The sequence below is a fragment of the Caballeronia sp. Sq4a genome, assembly GCF_023170545.1.
Classification (GTDB): Bacteria; Pseudomonadota; Gammaproteobacteria; order Burkholderiales; family Burkholderiaceae; genus Caballeronia.
The window spans coordinates 25,011-44,005 of sequence record NZ_CP084250.1; the positions used below are offsets into that span (position 1 = coordinate 25,011).

14 protein-coding genes and 1 tRNA gene are annotated in these 18,995 nt (G+C 61.7%); 8 read left to right on the forward strand and 7 right to left on the reverse strand.

Annotated features, from left to right (window positions below; translation table 11 throughout):
• The first annotated feature begins 71 nt into the window (after positions 1–71).
• The 3 genes from LDZ24_RS28045 to LDZ24_RS00110 all read left to right on the forward strand — a co-directional run bounded on the left by LDZ24_RS28045 (position 72) and on the right by LDZ24_RS00110 (position 4,549).
• Positions 72–1,127 carry an MrcB family domain-containing protein gene (locus tag LDZ24_RS28045; protein WP_305854673.1) on the forward strand — a complete coding sequence of 352 codons (1,056 nt, stop codon included), beginning with the start codon at positions 72–74 and terminating at the stop codon, positions 1,125–1,127.
• Between the two features lie 966 nt (positions 1,128–2,093).
• On the forward strand, positions 2,094–2,561 hold the full coding sequence (locus tag LDZ24_RS00105) for a hypothetical protein (RefSeq protein WP_248320845.1): 468 nt from the start codon (positions 2,094–2,096) through the stop codon (positions 2,559–2,561).
• A 26-nt stretch (positions 2,562–2,587) separates the two neighbouring features.
• The gene (locus tag LDZ24_RS00110) at positions 2,588–4,549 is read left to right on the forward strand and encodes an AAA family ATPase (protein WP_248320846.1); all 1,962 of its coding nucleotides are present in this window, start codon (positions 2,588–2,590) and stop codon (positions 4,547–4,549) included.
• Positions 4,550–5,249: 700 nt separating this feature from the next.
• Here the strand turns inward: LDZ24_RS00110 and LDZ24_RS00115 are convergent.
• The 3 genes from LDZ24_RS00115 to LDZ24_RS00125 all read right to left on the reverse strand — a co-directional run bounded on the left by LDZ24_RS00115 (position 5,250) and on the right by LDZ24_RS00125 (position 7,725).
• Positions 5,250–6,041 carry a PP2C family serine/threonine-protein phosphatase gene (locus tag LDZ24_RS00115; protein WP_371747358.1) on the reverse strand — a complete coding sequence of 264 codons (792 nt, stop codon included), beginning with the start codon at positions 6,039–6,041 and terminating at the stop codon, positions 5,250–5,252.
• Entirely contained in the window at positions 5,948–7,264 is a 1,317-nt protein-coding gene (locus tag LDZ24_RS00120; RefSeq protein ID WP_248320848.1) for a serine/threonine-protein kinase, read from the reverse strand. Before LDZ24_RS00120 ends, LDZ24_RS00115 begins: the two co-directional genes overlap by 94 nt.
• Positions 7,265–7,649: 385 nt before the next feature.
• Positions 7,650–7,725: transfer RNA gene (locus tag LDZ24_RS00125), tRNA-Lys, on the reverse strand.
• A 169-nt stretch (positions 7,726–7,894) separates the two neighbouring features.
• Between LDZ24_RS00125 and LDZ24_RS00130 the strand changes: the two genes are divergently transcribed.
• The 3 genes from LDZ24_RS00130 to LDZ24_RS00140 are packed head-to-tail and all read left to right on the forward strand — an operon-like array spanning position 7,895 to position 9,677.
• A complete protein-coding gene (locus LDZ24_RS00130; protein WP_248320849.1) occupies positions 7,895–8,308 on the forward strand; it encodes a PaaI family thioesterase in 414 nt (137 codons plus the stop codon).
• 3 nt (positions 8,309–8,311) lie between these two features.
• Entirely contained in the window at positions 8,312–9,181 is an 870-nt protein-coding gene (locus tag LDZ24_RS00135; protein WP_248320850.1) for a patatin-like phospholipase family protein, read from the forward strand.
• Between the two features lie 19 nt (positions 9,182–9,200).
• Complete coding sequence (locus LDZ24_RS00140; protein WP_248320851.1) at positions 9,201–9,677, forward strand: OsmC family protein; 477 nt, start codon at positions 9,201–9,203, stop codon at positions 9,675–9,677.
• A gap of 3 nt (positions 9,678–9,680) precedes the next feature.
• On the opposite strand, the gene LDZ24_RS00145 is transcribed toward LDZ24_RS00140, so the two are convergent.
• Entirely contained in the window at positions 9,681–10,697 is a 1,017-nt protein-coding gene (locus LDZ24_RS00145) for a D-2-hydroxyacid dehydrogenase family protein (protein WP_175938885.1), read from the reverse strand.
• 498 nt (positions 10,698–11,195) lie between these two features.
• Between LDZ24_RS00145 and LDZ24_RS00150 the strand changes: the two genes are divergently transcribed.
• Both LDZ24_RS00150 and LDZ24_RS00155 read left to right on the forward strand, forming a co-directional pair.
• Entirely contained in the window at positions 11,196–13,067 is a 1,872-nt protein-coding gene (locus LDZ24_RS00150) for a phosphoenolpyruvate carboxykinase (GTP) (RefSeq protein WP_248320852.1), read from the forward strand.
• A gap of 219 nt (positions 13,068–13,286) precedes the next feature.
• Positions 13,287–14,384: a LysR family transcriptional regulator gene (locus LDZ24_RS00155; RefSeq protein WP_175938889.1), complete on the forward strand. Its 1,098-nt coding sequence runs from the start codon at positions 13,287–13,289 to the stop codon at positions 14,382–14,384.
• 89 nt (positions 14,385–14,473) lie between these two features.
• On the opposite strand, the gene LDZ24_RS00160 is transcribed toward LDZ24_RS00155, so the two are convergent.
• From LDZ24_RS00160 to dprA, 3 genes are all read right to left on the reverse strand, one after another.
• Positions 14,474–17,131, reverse strand: a complete 2,658-nt coding sequence (locus LDZ24_RS00160) for a DNA topoisomerase III (protein WP_248320853.1) — start codon at positions 17,129–17,131, stop codon at positions 14,474–14,476.
• Between the two features lie 169 nt (positions 17,132–17,300).
• Positions 17,301–17,678 (reverse strand): thioredoxin family protein, encoded by a 378-nt coding sequence (locus LDZ24_RS00165; protein ID WP_248320854.1) that lies wholly within the window; start codon positions 17,676–17,678, stop codon positions 17,301–17,303.
• A gap of 72 nt (positions 17,679–17,750) precedes the next feature.
• Complete coding sequence (gene dprA / locus LDZ24_RS00170) at positions 17,751–18,971, reverse strand: DNA-processing protein DprA (RefSeq protein ID WP_248320855.1); 1,221 nt, start codon at positions 18,969–18,971, stop codon at positions 17,751–17,753.
• Positions 18,972–18,995 lie beyond the last annotated feature (24 nt).

Here is an 18,995-nt window from a genome sequence, read left to right on the forward strand (position 1 = left end):
CAGAGAGAACGGGGCCGATCTTGCAAGCGCTGAGAGATGTACTTGAAAATTACATAGAAACACGTGTAAGCATGAAGAAAGCTTATGCGCCGTCCACGCCAGCGCAACGCGCGATCGTCGAAGCCTTACCGGGTTTCTTCAAACGTGCGTCGTCTATATCGGCTCAAGCGGAGACGCATAAATTCGAAGGTTCATACGGTCTAGGGAACATGGCCCTTTGTCCCTGGGTGGGAATTTTCGACAGGCGGATAACCGAGAGCGCCAGAAACGGATACTACATTGTGCTGTTGTTCGCCGAAAACATGAAAGGTTGCTATTTGTCTCTTAATCAGGGCTATAGTCAGTTTCGCGAAGCCTTTCACTCTGAAGCGCTCGCCCTTCAGAAATCACGGGATGTCGCCCGAGAAGTAGCTATGCATTTATCGCGACCTATTCGGGCACAATTCGGTCCCATCGATCTAGGAGCCAAGGGCGGATTGGGTAAGGGTTATGAACAGGCCGCTATAGTCTCATATTACTATCCCGCGAGTGAACTGCCGGATGAGCGCCAGCTCTCGTCCGACTTCGTTAGCTTGCTCAACCTATATAACGAAGTCTATAAGTTCGCCGGCTTATCACTCATCGATTTCGCGCCTGTAGTTGACAACGACTATCAGGACGATGCTATCCAGGCGGCTCTAGAAATGATAGGCGGCGCTCCTTTCCCAGAGGAAAAAAGAGGGGTGGAGCCCCCACCAGCGAAATCTCGTGCGAAAACCGGGGCCCAATATTGCCGAGACTCTCGCAAGGCAGCCGCAGCGCTACTGTATGCCGACTTTAAGTGCGAGCTCGACGTCACGCATACGAGCTTCACGGCAAAAAAGACCGGCAGACCTTACGTCGAGGCGCACCATCTGATTCCCATGAGCGCTCAGCCACGCTTCGAGGTGAGCCTCGACGTCACGGGAAACATCGTAGCTCTCTGCCCAAACTGTCATCGCATGCTCCACCATGCGACGCCAGTAGAAAAAAAATCGGCCCTGCGGAGCTTGTTGCTTCGAAGACAGGCTGGTCTTACGGAAAAAGGCATTGTCGTAAACCTTACACAGGTGATTGCGTTCTATTCGCAGAACTTAGACGATGATTGAAAGAGTTACATCTTCGTGCGAACGTCTCTAGATTGCGTCAGATGTCCCTGTATCGCCCGCCTTATGCTCGATGCGGTCTGCTCGGGTCTGCCCCATACATGACACTCGCGTTACAAAAAAGCAGACGAACGCATCGATCGACATGATGGCACGCTATAAAGACGGCCGGTTTTGGATTATAGGCATTGCACTGGCTGCCGAAGACGAAGCAGGCTGAGTAAGATAGGATCGAGGCGGAGGTGATCTTGACGAGGGGCGATCACATATAGACGCCGGTCGGAATATCGAAGGCACGTGGCACCACGGCGACGGAAGGGAGCTCTCAAGCAAGCTTCGAGGGGTTTCGCGATCCTTGGTCGCTGCCCAATGCTTGGTGACTGAACGGCCTACGCGCCTCGCCGCCGTCTGCCCAGGAACGAAAGCTGACTCGTTGTGCGTTGCCTGACCCATAGCGGTCCCTCGAATGGCCGTATCACGGTGATGGCGAACGGCTGGTCGTGGTCGGCCACAGCCTTGGCACCCGATCGGCCATCGAATGCTCGAAGGCGTGAAAATTGGGTGAGTATGTGCAGGAACGTCCGTCATCCTAAATAAACTGGTATAGTTCACCAACGTCGCGCCTCGCATGATCGGAACACGAATCCTCCCCACGTGTCGTCCGGCGAGATGCGCAGTTGCAGTCAAACAGTCGGCTAGCGTGCCACGGCAGTAGTTGGGCCAGCAGGGGTCATTGCTATCCGACTTTGAAATGAACCATAAACAAACGAACGTAGTCCCCCTCCCGACTTGCGTCCGCAAGTTCTTGACAACCGACGAAGCGGCCGAACGTCTGAACGTCCGTCCGCGCTCTATCCGCAAGCGTTACAGCCAGACCGGCGCATATTTCAGCGTTCGCCCCATCAAGCTCCCAAATCGCCGCCTTTGGTGGCCGATTGATGCTGTTGAGCAATTGACGGGAGCCGTAGCATGAGCGGGGACATCCAGCTTCTCGAATCAGGCGAGGCGGAAATGCGCGAAGTCAGGCGGCGCGCGGCCATCGTGCTGCGCACGCATCCGCAACTGGCCGTTAGCGGTTGGTGCTCGCAGCGTTCGCCCGCCAATAGCCGCGACTTCGACTATGAGGCGGTGCGCACGGCGGTTCTGTTCGTGCTCACCTTCTGCAAGCGCGGAAAGACCGTCGACAAAAAAACGCATTCGTATCGCCTGAAACACTGCGCAGAGAACTGGGGGAAAGAAACCGGTCTGACCGCCTACATCTCGACCGGCGCTTTCATTCTCGCCGCGCTCATCTGCGGATACGAGTGTAGGCGCTGCGGTATCGGCGACCCCAATTGCACATTCGACATGAACATCGATGAAAAGAACGTGCACCGCTACGACTACCACGTATTCGAGCGCCCGCCGAGTGCATTTACGCGAATGAAGTTCAAATAAAAAAAGACCCCGGCCATGAGGCCGGGGTGGTTCATTTCTATCTTGAAACGACAATGATTCGTTATGCAGATTATAACGGCGCGGCGGGGTGCCGGCAACCGGAACCGGTAACCATGCTCGACCATGCGCTCGCCTATGCCGCGCGAGGCTTGCAGGTGATCCCACTGAAGCCGAAGGGCAAAGCGCCGCTCGGGGTGCTTGTGCCCAATGGCAAGGATGATGCGACGTGCGACGCAGAGACGATCAGACGGTGGTGGGGCGCCGTGCCGAACGCGAACATCGGCGTCAGTCTTGCCCCGTCTGGGCTCGTCGTCGTCGATGTGGACCGCCACGAAGGTAAGGCAAACGGCTTCGACACCCTTTCGAAGCTTGAAGCGGACTACGGTCTGTTGCGCTCCCCAGTCGTCGTAACATCGGGCGGCGGCGGCGAGCATCGCTATTATCGCGCGCCCCAGGGGGTCCAGTTGCCCGGCAAGGCGGGCCCGGGCGTCGATCTCCTGCATAAAGGCTATGGCTTGTTGCCGCCGAGCATCCACCCGAACGGAACGCCATATCGGTGGCATGCGGGCTGTAGTCTGCTTGAGGCGCTGCCGGTGCCGGAATTGCCGCAATGGATGTACGTTTGCGGTCGTGAGCCCGCGAGCGGCCCTATGAACGGTTCCACGCGGCAGCCGGACGAAGTGGCGCGTGCTCTCTCCGCTCTATTCTGGCTTGATGCCGGATGCGATCGCGGCACATGGATCCGACTTGGTATGGCCGCGAAGGATGCGGGCGTCTCCTTCCAGGCGTTCCACGAGTGGAGCCGTAACGGCTCGAATTACACGACCGAGGATGATTGCGCCGTCGCATGGAATTCGTTCAAGGAAGATAAGGCAGTGCGCGTAACGGCGGCGACGCTGTTTCACGAAGCAAAGGAAGCGGGATGGACTCATCCGGCGAAGCCGCGAGACACCCTCGAAACGGACGTTGAACGGTATCGGGTGCTGTCGGCCGATGATTTAGCGAACGCGCCGCCGCTTCGCTGGCGTGTGCGCGGCGTCCTACCGGCGTCGGGCTTGGCTGCGCTTTACGGCCCCTCAGGGTCGGGCAAATCATTTCTCGCACTCGATCTGTGCGCGGCGATCGCAGGTGGCGAGGAGTGGTTTGAGCGGCGCGTCGACGCCGCGCCAGTGTTGTATGTGTGCCTTGAAGGTGCGGCCGGTATGGGAAAGCGCATCAATGCATGGAGCAAGCATCACGGCCGCACGGTGCCTGAGCGGATGGGGTTTATTACGCAGCCGCTCGACCTGCGGAGCGCGGCTGACGTTGACGCCCTTTGCGCAGCCATTTCAGCGGCCGGCTTACGCGAAGGCTTGATCGTAATCGACACGTTGAACCGCGCCGCGCCCGGCGCCGATGAAAACGCGAGCGCGGACATGGGCACACTAATCGAGGCGTGTAAGGAAATTCAGCGCGAGAACGGCGGGGCGGTGCTAGTCGTGCATCACACCGGCAAAGACGCGGCGAAGGGCCTACGCGGCCATAGTAGTCTGTTTGCGGCGCTCGATGCGGCTATTGAAGTGAAGCGCGACGGCGACCGCCGCGAATGGTGTGTAGCAAAGAGCAAAGATGATGAAGACGGCGCGTCCAATCCGTTCCGACTCCAGTTGGTCGATCTTGGCGAATGCGAGGACGGCGAGGCCGTCACGTCCTGCGTAGTCGAGCCCGCCAACGGCCCGGCACAGGGCGGCCCGCAAGCGCCGAAGGGAGCGACGCAAAGGGTCGTGCATGAGGCGATGCAACTGCTCTTGTTCGTTTCTGAGCACCACGGTAAGGCGGGCGCACCTGCCGGGCGTCCCTGCGTGCGAAAAGATGAGGCAGTGACGGCCCTCGCAAGCGAGATGACGTGCGAGCGGCGCCGCCGTAGACAATACGCCGCGCGAGCGCTCGACTCACTGATCGAGGGGCAGCACTACGCGGAGTTCGATGGATGGGTTTGGGAAAAATGAACCCAAAGCCGAGACGCAAAGACGCCGCCCTAAAGGGCGGCTGCGTCTTTGCGTCCTTTCGGCGTTGCTATCGGCTGGACACAAGAGACGCAACTGCGTCTCTTGTGTCCTTTGCGTCATTTCTACGCGGCCGGTCAGTGGGCGCTTTTCCTGCATTCTGACGGGGTAGGTTATGGCATCGACAAACGCCGCTCGGTTGGAGCGGCACAAGGCCCGACTGCGGGCGGAGGGATTCAAGCGCCTATCGGTGTGGGTGTGCGGCGACCTTGCAGCGTTGCTTGCGGCCGAACGGCGGCCGGGCGAATGCGGCGGCCGAGCGCTGGAGCGGTTGCTACTGGGTGCGGCAGCCGAACGGCCGGCGTATTGGACCGACGAGGAGCGGAAAGCTCGGACGAGGAGATCAACAGTTACACGCTACGCGCGCGCTCGTGTAAGGGCGGACACGCACACTTCCGTCCGGCAGAACCCGACCTCATCGAAGTGATGGCGAGCTAGAACTCCACGACCTTTTCTTGCAAAGTGATCCGGCCGTTGCTTGGTGCAGCGAGGCTCGCGGACGCAGCATCGGCCTGTGCACACGTTGCTGCGACCGCGCGAGATACAACTGGCATCGAGGGCAAAGCGGCCACCCGCTGGGACTCAACGTTGCACGACCGCCTGGCAATCGGCTATACGGCAACGGCCGCGAACACGGCGGGCGTTAATCGAACTCGATTCCGACGAGCGTAAAATTGTCCGTCGCGCCCCGTTCCTCCAGCTCTAGCATGAGACGACGACAAAAATTGTCGAAATCGCCTTCTTCAGCGGAACGCGCCTGGATTTCCCGTTTGGAGAATGCTTCGTACACACCGTCCGTCATTAAAAGAAGGCGGTCGCCCCGCTCGATGTTGAAAGTAAAAGATTGCTTAATCAATTCGCGATGGGTGCCGACCGCGCTGCTGAGCACGTTCTTTCGGGGATAATGTAGAGCTTCTTCTTTCGTCAACTTTCCTTCGGCGTATAGGCGCGCAACCTCCGTATGATCCTCGGTTAATTGCTTTAACCCGTTGCCCCGCAAAACGTACGCGCGCGAGTCGCCACAATGCACGCCTGAGATCAACGTGCTATCGCAAATGACGGCGGTCAACGTCGTTGCCATGCCGTCGAGTTCGGGCGACTGGTCCGCCTTATTGAGAAGCCCTGAGTGCGCTGCGTCGACAGTATCCAGCAAGCTCCTTCCAGCATGTACGCCCTCTAGCAAGGTCGCGATAGTGTAGCGAGACGCGACCTCGCCTCCTTTGTTCCCGCCCACGCCGTCAGCGACGGCCAGGATGAAACGGCCTTCTACAGATTCAACGCAAAACGAGTCCTGGTTTTCCGACCGAGGACCCTTGTTACTGCAGGAAAAGGTGCGTGGCATCAACAAACCTGATTCAGCGTTTCGAGGATGAGCGGATGCAAACTCGACCGGCTGGCATTGATTGACCGTTCCCAGTGGGAAATCGCGCTGCATGCTTGTCTATTAGACACGCGCAGCTCCATCGCGACGCGCTTCGCGACGCCAAGCGGCATAGTCGGCGATGCTAAGCTCGCGAATTTCCTTTCCACGTACCAGCGATTATGCGATGTTCCCATGAAAAGCATCGCAAGCACGACTTCTGCCTGACAAGCAATGTCCGCAACCGCTAGCAATGCTTCCAAACGGTTCGCGATGCCATCGCAGACGTCGAAATCAAACGCCGTTTCTTTCGCCCACGTGGTGTAGACCATACCGAACCGGGCGGCGAGCTGCGGTGCACATGCGATCAGTTCGTTAATTCTTTGCAGACTAACGACGTTCAAAAGTGCGCGTGCATCGCTTGACGGATAGAGATGTTCGACCTTCCCCACTATACGTTCCCAAGTAGCTCCGTCGATAGGGGTGTTAGACGCAAGCAAGGCCATGAAGTCAGTCACCTGCTGTTCGGTCGCGGTGTGTCCTGCGGCGCCCAGAGAAAGAATGGCATCGCGCAAGTTCGACACGGTGCCGAATCGCCGCCTTGGGTCGCGACGAGTGCAGATGCTCATGACGTCCGCATAGAAACCGGCATCACGGATTTCGTTGCATGGAATCCGCTGCCCCGTGCCGAACATGTCGTGCAGAATGCATCCGACAGAGTAGATGTCCGATGCGGGGGATGCCATCCGCAAATCCGCGACGATCTCCGGGGCGGTGTAATAGTCCGAGCCCATCCGCATGCCGGTTTGTGTAAGGACCGACAGCTGCGTGTCTTTGATGGACATCAGACCAAAATCACTGATGACATATCTATCGCCATCGTTCGACGATAGTCGCAATACATTTTGCGGTTTTAGGTCGCGATGGGTGATTCCGTATGAATGAAGTTCTTCGAGTCCGGCTAAGATATCCATCAGCGCGTGTATCGCTTGGCCGCCAAGGGTTCGGTCCACAGACATGTCTCTGTCTAGAGACGATGCGGCGAGAGGCATGATGAAGGAAGGCGGATCCAGAGCCAGCTCCTTTTGCACGACTGGCATGATGTTCCTATGAGCCAGTGCCGCCTGCACGTCGGCTTCACGGATGAACCGCTTCTTGACGTTCTCGACTAACGCTGGCCCGAAATTCCCGGGTTGGTTGACGCTAAACGTCTTTCTTGCGAACTGATTGCCGGCGGGGTCTTGGATAAGATCTACGTTACCGAAGCCACCGCTCCCGATCCGTTTGATTACCTGCATGATTCCAACCTTGGTTAATTTTTACCTTCCTGGCCTTCGTTCGACGGGCCGGATAAGCGAACGAAGCTATCAGAATAACTGGCGAAGGGGAAGATGCGCTGGCGGAGCGATCGACAGGGGGTACGTCTGAAGTTCCCGCGCGTGGGCCGGTACGGCGAACGCTGTCTTTCAATTCGTTACGCAACAATCAAGCGCCGACGGCGACGCGATGCCCGCGCGAACCGGTTTGAGGTCACGCATGCAATCTAGACGGCCTCTCGGCTTTCGGGTGCGGTGTGGCGGTAGCCCTTGCGGGCAGCTCACGAAATCGGTTACATGGCGGTTACATGGAACCCAGAAAGCAAAAAGCCCGGTCGCTATGACCGGGCTAAGTGCTTGATTTCCTTGGTGGGGCGTGAGTGACTCGAACACTCGACCTACGGATTAAGAGTCCGCTGCTCTACCAACTGAGCTAACGCCCCAACAGAAGCGAAATTATAGCGGCAAAATTTCGAAAAGCGCAAGCCCCCCGCGCGAAAATTCGACGCCGCAACAAGCCGCCCGCCGAACATCGCGCGCCACAACAGCCGTTATCATGACGCATCGCCGAACCATCGTTCGATTCGTCAACTCATCACGGAACAGGAAGACATGGACGAAGCCGCCATCCGCGCGTTGCTGGACAGCATTCTCGCGCCGTGGGTCCGCGAGTTGTCGCTTGCGCCCGAAGCCATCGGGACCGACTCCGTCACGCTGCGTCTGCCGTACTCGGACCATGTGCGGCACGCGGGCGGCGTCATCTGCGGTCAGGTGTTCATGGCCGCCGCGGATACCGCGATGGTCGTCGCCATATCGCACGTCATGGGCGGTTTCTCGCCGATGACCACCGTCTCGCTCAACACCACGTTCATGCGCCCGGTGAAGTCCGGCGACGTGCTCGTCACGGCGCGCGTCATGCGGCGCGGGCGCAATCTCGTCTTCGGCGAAATCGACATGCACGACGACAAAGGCGAGCTCGCCGCTCACGCCACGACCACCTACGCGCTCATCAACAAAGACCAGTAAGCAATGTTCGATCAAGTCGTATTCGCCGGCGGCGGCAACCGCTGCTGGTGGCAAGCCGGATTCTGGAACGTCGTGCAGCCGGAGCTGGACCTGCGGCCGCGGATCATCGCGGGCATCTCGGCGGGCGCGGCCACCGCCTGCATGCTCTACACCAACGACGCGCGCTGGGTCATGCGCTATTACGCGGACGTCCTACGCGGCAACACGAAGAACGCTTACTGGGGCAATCTGTTGCGGCGCCAGTCGGTGTTTCCGCATTACCGCATCTACCGGCAGGCGCTGCTCGACATCTTCGCGGATCGCTTCCACGAACTGGCATCGGCGCCGGAAATTCGCATCGGCGTGTCGCATCTGCCGCGCTGGCTCGGCGCGCGCAGCGCCGTCGCGGCGGGCCTGATCGCCTATAACATCGAAAAATACGTGCGCAAGACGCTGCATCCGACGCTCGGTCAGGCGCTCGGCTTCCATCCCGAGTTCGTGACGGCGCAGGAATGCGCGACGATCGAAGACCTGGCCGACCTCATTCTGCAATCGTCGAGCACGCCGCCGTTCACGCCGATCCTGCGTCGCAACGGGCGTCCGGTGCTCGACGGCGGCATGGTCGACAACGTGCCGGTTTCCGCGCTCGACGCGTCGCCGGGCATGGTGCTCGTGATGGTCACGCGGCTGTATCCGCGCGAGCGCACGTTCGTCGTGCCGCACGGCGAGCAGCGGCGTCTTTACGTGCAGCCGTCGCGTAAGGTGCCGATTTCGAGCTGGGACTATACGAGCCCGTCGCAGATGGAGCATGCTTACGACCTGGGTCGCGCGGACGGCGAAGACTTCCTGGAACGCCTGCCGCGTCTTCTTGACGCCGCGTCGCATCTCGCCTGAGTGTGCATGGAGGCATGCCGTGTCGAAGCTGCATCGCTATGAACTGACCGTCGCGTGGACCGGCGATCTCGGCTCCGGCACGTCCGCCTACGACGCGTACTCGCGCGATCATCTCGTGCGGGTCGGCACGAAGCCCGCAATCGAGGCATCGAGCGATCCGGCGTTTCGCGGCGACGCCGCGCGTCACAATCCGGAGGAGTTGTTCGTGGCGTCGCTCTCGTCGTGCCACATGCTCTGGTATCTGCACCTGTGCGCGACGAACAAGGTCGTCGTCACCGGCTATGTCGATGAAGCCATCGGCACGATGCAGGAAGAGCCGGGCGGCAGCGGGCGCTTCGTCGATGTGCTGCTGCGCCCGAAAGTGACCATCGGCGCGGGCGGCGACGCGGCGCTCGCCGCGCGGCTGCATGAGGAAGCGCACCGGAACTGCTTCATCGCGAATTCGGTGAATTTCCCGGTGCGCTGCGAGCCGGCTATCGACGTGTCGACGCTCTGAACGTCAACGGCGGCGCGCGTGCTGAAGCGCCTCCGGATTCGCCACGCTCGACATATCGCCGGCATCGAACGCGAGAATGTTCTTGAACGCCGCGCTGAAATAAAGCTCGTAGCTTTCGCGCTCCACATAGCCGATGTGCGGCGTGCAGATCACGTTTTCCATGCGCAAGAGCCCGTAGCCTTGCAGAATCGGCTCGCTTTCGTAGACGTCCACCGCGACCATGCCTGGCCGGTTGTGATGCAGCGAATTCAGCAGCGCGTTCTCTTCGAGCAGTTCGGCGCGGCTCGTGTTGACGAAAAGCGCGGTCGGTTTCATGCGCATGAGATCGTCCGTCTTGACGATGGCGCGCGTTTCGTCGTTCAGACGCAAATGCACGGTGAGCACGTCGCTCTGCTCGAACAACATCTCACGGCTTTCCGCGATCGCCACGCCGTCCTCGCGCGCCGCCTCCTGCGAGTGCTCGCGGCCGTAGACGAGCACGTTCATGCCGAACGCCTTGCCGTAGCCCGCCACGAGCCTGCCGATCTTTCCGTAGCCCCAGATGCCGAGCGTCTGGCCGCGCAGCACTTGCCCGAGCCCGAAGTTCGGCGGCAGCGCGGACGTCTTCAATCCCGACTGTTGCCACGCGCCCTGCTTCAGGTTCGCGACGTACTGCGGAATGCGCCGCTGCGCCGCCATGATGAGCGCCCACGTCAGTTCGGCCGGCGCGACGGGTGAACCGGTTCCTTCCAGTACCGCGATTCCGCGCTCCGTACACGCGTCGATGTCGATGTGGCCGCCGCCCGCGCGGCCGGTCTGACTAATCATGCGCAACTTCGGGCATTTATCGAGCAACTGCGAGCTAATGCGCGTGCGTTCGCGAATGAGCACCAGCGCGTCCACTTCCGACAGTCTGCTAGCCAACTGTCCGAGCCCACGCACCGTGTTATTGAAGACCTTCACCTCATGGTCATCGAGCAGATGGAAGCAGTCGAGCTTCCGGACGGCGTCCTGGTAGTCGTCGAGAATGGCGATTTTCATGGAATGTGATTGCGTATTGTTGGGCATTAAACCTGCTGCGTCGTCTAACCGGCGATTGAAGGAAGCGCGGATTAACTTCGGGTAATTACCGATAAATCCGTGCTAATCCGCCGAAACCTGTGCTTTATGCGCAGCGTCAATGTCTCGCTGCCATGCGGTGTTATGCTTGATTCCCGCTTGATTCCCCTCAATCGGCGGCGGATAAAGGTCCGCGTCGAAAAGCGAAAATCGCGGCGCCCATTGCGGAAAACACGGTAATCAGCAAGGGGACAGGCCGATTAGTATCTCTTTTTAACAGTTTGTTCCTTTGCGGCGCAAGCCACGGCAGGAAGCGCCCGAAGGTCAGCAAGAGTCACGCCCCGAGGACGCCGCACTCGGCTGGTCGACCGCATTTGCGTGAGCGCGCTTGTGTGAAGCGCCCGCGGTCCCGTCGAAACGCCTCTCGCACGCAGCGTCCGGGCGCACGGTTTTTCATTGCAGAAGAACGGAGACAGCTCGATGAACCAGCCCGCAGTAGTCGAACAAAACAATAACAATGCCATCGACGTCGAAGCGCCGGCCTACGTCCGGCACGCAAGACTGATCGAATGGGTTCAACGCGTCGCGGCGCTCACCAAGCCGGAACGCATCGTCTGGTGCGACGGCTCGCAGGAGGAATACGACCGGCTCTGCGCACAGATGGTCGCCGCCGGCACCATGAAGAAGCTCAATCCCGAAAAACGCCCGAACTCGTATCTCGCGTGCTCCGATCCGTCGGACGTGGCGCGCGTCGAGGACCGCACGTTCATCTGCTCGCAGCGTCGCGAAGACGCCGGCCCGACGAACAACTGGATCGATCCGCAGGAAATGCGCACGACGCTCGACGGCCTCTTCGACGGCGCCATGCGCGGCCGCACGATGTACGTCGTGCCGTTTTCGATGGGTCCACTGGGCTCGCCTATCGCGCATATCGGCGTGGAACTGTCGGATAGTCCGTACGTCGTCACGAACATGCGGATCATGACGCGCATGGGCCGCGAGGTGTACGACGTGCTCGGCGCGGACGGCGAGTTCGTGCCGTGCGTTCACTCGGTCGGCGCGCCGCTCGCGGACGGTCGCAAGGACGTGCCGTGGCCGTGCAACGACACGAAGTACATCGTTCATTTCCCCGAATCGCGCGAGATCTGGAGCTTCGGCTCCGGCTACGGCGGCAACGCGCTGCTCGGCAAGAAGTGCTTCGCGCTGCGCATTGCATCGACCATGGGCCGCGACGAGGGCTGGCTCGCCGAGCACATGCTGATTTTGGGCGTCACGTCGCCGCAAGGGCGCAAGTACCACGTCGCGGCGGCATTCCCGTCCGCGTGCGGCAAGACCAACTTCGCGATGCTGATTCCGCCTTCCGACCTCAACGGCTGGAAAGTGACAACCATCGGCGACGATATCGCGTGGATCAAGCCGGGCCGCGACGGCCGTCTCTACGCGATCAACCCGGAAGCGGGCTATTTCGGCGTCGCGCCGGGCACGAGCGAAAAAACCAACTTCAACGCGATGGCGACGCTCAAGGAGAACGTGATCTTCACCAACGTCGCGCTGACCGACGACGGCGACGTCTGGTGGGAAGGCATGACAGACGCGCCGCCCGCGCATCTGATCGACTGGCAGGGCCGCGACTGGACGCCGCAAATCGCGAAGGAGACCGGCGCGAAGGCCGCGCACCCGAACGCGCGGTTTACGGCGCCCGCGTCGCAGTGTCCGTCGATCGATCCGGACTGGGAGAACCCGGCCGGCGTGCCGATCGACGCGTTCGTCTTCGGCGGACGGCGCTCGAACACGGTGCCGCTCGTGACCGAAGCGCGCGACTGGAAGGAAGGCGTCTACATGGCCGCGACGATGGGCTCCGAAACCACGGCCGCCGCGGCGGGCCAGCAGGGCGTCGTGCGCCGCGATCCGTTTGCGATGCTGCCGTTCTGCGGCTACAACATGAGCGACTACTTCGGCCATTGGCTCAAGATGGGCGAGCGCCTGCAAGCGCAGAACGCGAAGCCGCCGAAGTTCTTCTGCGTCAACTGGTTCCGCAAGGGCGAGGACGGCAAGTTCGTGTGGCCAGGCTTCGGCGAGAACATGCGCGTGCTGAACTGGATGGTCGGACGCATCGAAGGCACGGCGAGCGGCGAGGAACACGCGTTCGGCATCTCGCCGCGCTATGAAGACATCGACTGGGGCGCGCTCGATTTCACGCGCGAGCAGTTCCAGCAGGTCATCTCGGTGAACGACGCCGCGTGGCGCGACGAACTCACCCTGCATGACGAGTTGTTCGCGAAGCTTCAGCAAGGGCTGCCGGACGCGCTTCCGGAAGCCAAGGCGGACATGGAAAAGCGTCTCGCTGCCTGATCGTCTCTGCGTTGCATCGCCCGGTGACTGACGCTGCCGGGCGTGTTCCCTTCAAGAAGATGACCGAACGGTCATCTTTCTCCGCCCACGCGTTTCTCCACGATTTTTTTCCAAAAACCACGGCGCGTCCGCAACTTCTGCACGAATCTTCGAGTCCTAGGATAATTCTGAATTGCCTTGCAGCAGGATTTATAGCCGCGTGGCGGCAGGAGTTGTCCCATGGATCATTTGCAGTCGATGAAGGTGTTCGTTCGCGTGGCCGATCTCGGCAGTTTTGCCCGGGCCGCAAGCGCGATGGACATCTCGAACGCGGTGGCGACGCGCCACGTCGCCGATCTGGAAAGTCGTCTCGGCACGCGTCTGCTCAACCGCACGACGCGCAGCCTTTCGCTCACGGAATCCGGTCAGGTGTATCTGGAGCGGGCGCGCCAGATTCTCGATGAACTCGAAGATGTCGAACAGATGGTGGTCGCGCGCAATCACGAGCCGCTGGGTTCGCTGCGCATCGTCGCGCCGGTCGTGTTCGGCCTGCACAACCTCGCGCCCGTGTTGCAGACGTACGCGCAGCGCTATCCGAAAGTCGTGCCCGACGTGACGCTGGTGGACCGTCAGGTCGATCTCGTGGAAGAAGGGTTCGATGTCGGCATCGTCATCGCGCGGCAGGTGAAGAGCGCGAGCGTCGTGACGCGACGCCTGACCACGGGCTGCATGACCGTGTGCGCGACGCCCGAATACCTCGAAAAGCACGGTACGCCGACGCGGCCGGAACATCTGCTGGAGCATCCGTGCCTCAGCCTGCCGTCCGAGTATTGGGGCGACGAGCGCGTGTTCACGGGTCCGGACGGCGAAGTGCGCGTGCGTCCGCAGAATGTGATCATCGCGAACAATACCGAAATGCTGCGGCAGTTCGCGTTGCTCGGCATGGGCATCGCGATCTTGCCGAGCTATTTGATCGGCAACGACATGAACCGCAATCAACTGGTGCGCCTGCTCGGCGACTATCAGTTGCCGCAAGTCGAAATCAACGTCGCGTATCCGAGCCGGCGGCACTTGCCCGCGAAAGTTCGCACGTTCATCGATCATCTCGTCGAGCACTTCAGCCAGACGCCGAATCATCAGCTCGGCGAGCAGTGGATTCGGGATGGCATTGGCAAGCCGGCGGCCGCGAGCAGCGCGGAAGCTCACTACGCTCACGCCGATGAAGCCAAAGCGCCGCCGCCCGCGCCGCGTTCCCGCTCGATGGACGGCGAACTGGGCCCGAAGCTGGCGAAGCCTTCGCGAACGCGAGGGCGCGTGCCGGCAGCGTCGCCGTTCTGATCGGCTGCGCGCGTCGTAGCGCGCATCGGACGAAAAAAAGCCCGCGAATCGCTTCGCGGGCTTTTTTGCTTTTAGGCCGGCGCGGCGGATTAACTCGCTTTACGCGCCGCCGACTTTTTCGCCGCCGCTTTCTTTGCCGGGGCTTTCTTGGCCGCGACCGTCTTCGTGGCCGCCTTCCGCGTCGTCTTCGCGGCTACGGCGACGTCGCTATCGCCTTCGTCCGCGCTGTCGGTCTGGGCATCGGCGGTCGCGCCGCGCTTCGCGGCCGCTGTCTTCGCGCCCGGCTTGGCCTCTTTCTTCTCGAATTCAAAGCCGATCTTGCCGTCCGGTTGCTTGACCAGATACGCCTTGAAGTTGCGCCCCGTCCGCGACGACTTGAAGTTCGTCAGCAAATCGGTTCGGCCTTCGTTCAGCAGCTTCTCCATCTGCTCGCGCGCGATCTCCTGTTGCAGGATGACTTTGCCCGAGCGGAAATCGCAAGTCTTCGGATTCGCGACCGAGTTCTCGCACACGAAACTCATGCCGTGCTCGAACACGCGCGACTGGCACTTCGGACACGCGCCGACCGGCGTCTGCTCGGAGAAATCGGGCGGTTCGCCGTCCTCGCCGCCGGTGTCCTGACCGAAATCGAACTCCAGCTTGAAGTTCTTGATCTCGTCGTCGAACGCGAGCTTGAGGATGGCCGAGAACGGACGCCCCATCTTGCTGCGGAAACCCGACAGCGGACCGATGGTCTTCTCGCGCAGCAGTTCCTCGACTTCCGGGATCTCGAACTGACGCCCGCCCGGAATCTTCGAAATCGAAAACTCGCACTTCGTACAGGCAAAGCGCCGGTAGTTCTCCTTCACCTGCGCGCCGCAATTCGGGCACGGCGTCTCCAGCGTCGCGTAATCGCCGGGGATCGTGTCGGAGTCGTATTCCTTCGCGCGCTTCACGATGGTCTGCGTCATACGCGCGATTTCCTGCATGAACGCGTCGCGATGCAGATTGCCGCGTTCCATCTGCGAGAGCTTGTGCTCCCATTCGCCGGTCAACTCCGGCGCGGTCAGTTCCTCGACGCCGAGCCCGCGCAAGAGCGTCATCAACTGGAACGCCTTGGCGGTCGGAATCAGCTCGCGGCCCTCGCGCACCATGTACTTCTCGCCGAGCAGCCCTTCGATGATGGCGGCGCGCGTGGCCGGCGTGCCCAGGCCCTTCGCGGCCATCGCCTCGCGCAATTCCTCGTCCTCGACGAGCTTGCCCGCGCCTTCCATCGCGGAAAGCAGCGACGCCTCGTTGTAACGCGCGGGCGGCTTGGTCACGAGCCCATGCGCCTCGACCTTCTCGACATCGACCGTTTCGCCCTTTTGCACCGGCACCAGATTGCCTTCCTCGCCTGCGGCTTCGCGGCCGTAGACCTGCAACCAGCCCGGCTCCACGAGCACCTTGCCTTCGGTCTTGAAGTGATGCCCCGAGACTTCGGTGATGCGCGTGGTGACGAGGTACTCCGCCGCCGGGAAGAACACCGACAGGAAGCGCTTCACGACGAGGTCATACAGCTTCTGCTCGGGCTCGGACAGCGCTTTGGGCGCTTGCAGCGTCGGGATGATGGCGAAGTGGTCGCTGATCTTCGAGTTGTCGAAGATGCGCTTGTTCGGCTTCACCCAGCCCTTGTCGAGCACCTGCTTGGCGAACGGCAAGTAGTTGTTGCTCTCTTTGAGCATGGTCAGCGTTTCCTTGACCGTGCCCAGATAGTCCTCTGGCAGCGCGCGCGAATCCGTACGCGGGTAGGTCAGGACCTTGTGCTTTTCATACAGCGCCTGCGCGAGCCCGAGCGTGTTCTTCGCCGAGAAGCCGAAGCGGCTGTTGGCTTCGCGCTGAAGGCTCGTCAGGTCGAACAACAGCGGCGACATCTGCGTGGACGGCTTCGATTCTTCCGTCACCGTGCCGGTCTTGCCGCGGCACGCAGCCACGACCGATTCCGCCGCCGCGAGACTCCACAGACGCGAGTCGCGCTGCTCGGGATCGTTCTCGACGCGCTTGAACTTCGGGTCGAACCAGCGACCTTCGTAGAGGCCCTTCGCCGCGATGAATTCCGCCCGCACTTCCCAGTAGTCGCGCGGCACGAAACGGCGAATCTTCTCTTCACGTTCGACGACGATCGACAGCGTTGGCGTCTGAACGCGGCCGACGGTCGTCAGGAAGAAACCGCCGCCCTTGCTGTTGAACGCGGTCATCGCCCGCGTGCCGTTGATGCCGACGAGCCAGTCCGCCTCCGAGCGGCAACGCGCGGCGTCCGCGAGCGGCTGCATGTCCGCGTCGCTGCGCAGATTCGCGAAGCCTTCGCGGATGGCGGCGGGCGTCATCGACTGAAGCCACAGACGCTGGATAGGCTGCTTCGCTTTGGCGTGCTGCGCGATGAGGCGGAAAATCAACTCGCCCTCGCGCCCCGCGTCGCATGCGTTAATGAGCCGGTCGATATCCTTGCGCTTCAGCAGCTTGGTCAGCACTTTCAGCCGCGATTCGCTCTTCGCGATGGGATTCAGGTCGAAATGCGGCGGAATCACCGGCAGATTCGCGAAGCTCCATTTGCCGCGCTTGACGTCGTATTCCTCCGGCGCGGCAATTTCCAGCAGGTGGCCGACCGCGGACGAGAGCACGTAGTCGTCGCTCTCGTAATACTCGTCATGCTTGGTGAAGCCGCCCAGCGCGCGCGCGATGTCGTTCGCGACGGAGGGCTTCTCAGCGATGATCAGGGCTTTGGACATGACTCAATATGGTTGGGAACTGGCAGCGGCCCCGTTTGGACCGCTTTAACGACCGCTTTATAGCACACGGTTTAGGCCGTGAGCGTCGCGGTTTCGATAACGACGCCCGCCGAACCCGCGTCCGGGCGCGTTTCGGAAGGCGCAATCGGGTGGCGCCGATCCGTTTTGTCTACGCTATAGCAAGCGCCGGGCGCAGCTTGGGCGCGCCGGTCATGTCGGGCAGGGCGGTGAGGTCCGTGAGCATGCGCTCGACGATTGAGACCTGCGGCAGCACCGTGCCGAAAAATCGGGTCGTGGCGGAATCCTCGATCAGAATGGTCGGGAAGTTCTCGACGTCCAGGTCATCGAAGCGGTCCGCCTGGTTTTCGATGTCGATCCACGCGAAGCAGATGTCCGGATGCGCGTCGGCCAGCTTATTGAAACCTTCGCGATAATCCCGGCACGTTCCGCACCACTCCGCGCACAGGCAGGCGACGAACAGCGTGCCCGGCACGGCGAGGCGTTCGGCGATTTGTTCGGCGTCGGTATCGAGATTGAACGCGGACATGGGGTGGAGACGATCCTTTCTTATGGCAAAGCCGTGCGGCGCAATTTCTCGCGAATGTAGCACGAGGCGGGCTCAGGAGCGTTCGAGCGCCCCGTACCGGCCGCCCGGCAGCGCCGCCGCCAGCCCGGCGAGTTCGAGCTGAAGCAGCGCGCCTTGAAGCGCCGCGCCGTCGAGATCGGTGCGCTCGGCCAGAATTTCAAGCGTCGCGGGCGCGTGACCGAGCGCGGCCAGCACGCGTTCGGCGTCGTCCGTCGGGGCGTCGGCAGGCACGCGGGCGGACGCCCACGACGCGCTCGGCGCTCGCGGCTTGCCGCGCCGGCCCGACGCGGGCGCCTGAGCGGCCGGGAAGCCGAACTCTTCGAGCACGTCTTCCGGCGTCTCGACGAGCTTCGCGCCCTGCTTGATGAGCCGGTGGCAGCCCTGCGACAGCGGCGCGTGAATCGATCCGGGAATGGCGAAGACATCGCGCCCGATCTCGGCGGCCAGGCGCGCGGTGATGAGCGAACCCGAGCGCATCGCAGCTTCGACGATTAGTACGCCGCTCGACAATCCCGCGATCAGTCGGTTGCGCTGCGGGAAGTTCGCGGATCGCGCGGGCGTCCCGAGCGGCCATTCCGACAGAATCGCACCGTCGCGAGCGATTTCGTGCGCGAGCGTGTGGTTCTGAGCGGGATACACGAGATCCGCGCCCGTGCCGATGACGGCGATGGTCCCCGCGCGGCCGTCGAGCGCGCCGCGATGCGCGGCGGCGTCGATGCCAAGGGCAAGCCCCGATACGACGGCGAGCCCGGCATCCGAAAGCGCCCGCGCGAAGCGCCGCGCGTCTTCTGCGCCTTGCGGCGTCGCGTTCCGGCTGCCGACGATCGCCACAGCCCGTGACTGAAGCACGTCGAGCCGCCCTTTCGCGTAGAGCACGGGCGGCGGGTCAGGCAAGGTCAAGAGCGCCTGCGGGTAGTCGGCGTCCGCCAGCGTGAGCAGATGATTGCCCGGCTCGGACGCCCAATCGCGCACGCATTCAATATAGTCATCGAAGGGAACGCCTTCGATGTCCGCTGGCGGCGCGGTCACGGCTTTCGCCGCGCTTTCGTCGGTGGCGCGGGCGAGCGCGGCGAAGCTCTCCGACAGCACTTCGAGCGGCCCGCCGAACGCGCCGAGCAACGTGCGCAGCGCGAGCGGGCGCAAGCCTTTCGCGTGCGCGAGCCGCAGCCACGCGCGAAACTCGTCGGATTCGGTTGCCGGCGCGGCGCTTTCAGCAAGGGGCGCCGGGTCGGTCGGCAGGGTGTCGGTCGTCATGTTAAGATTTTTGATCCCGTATAA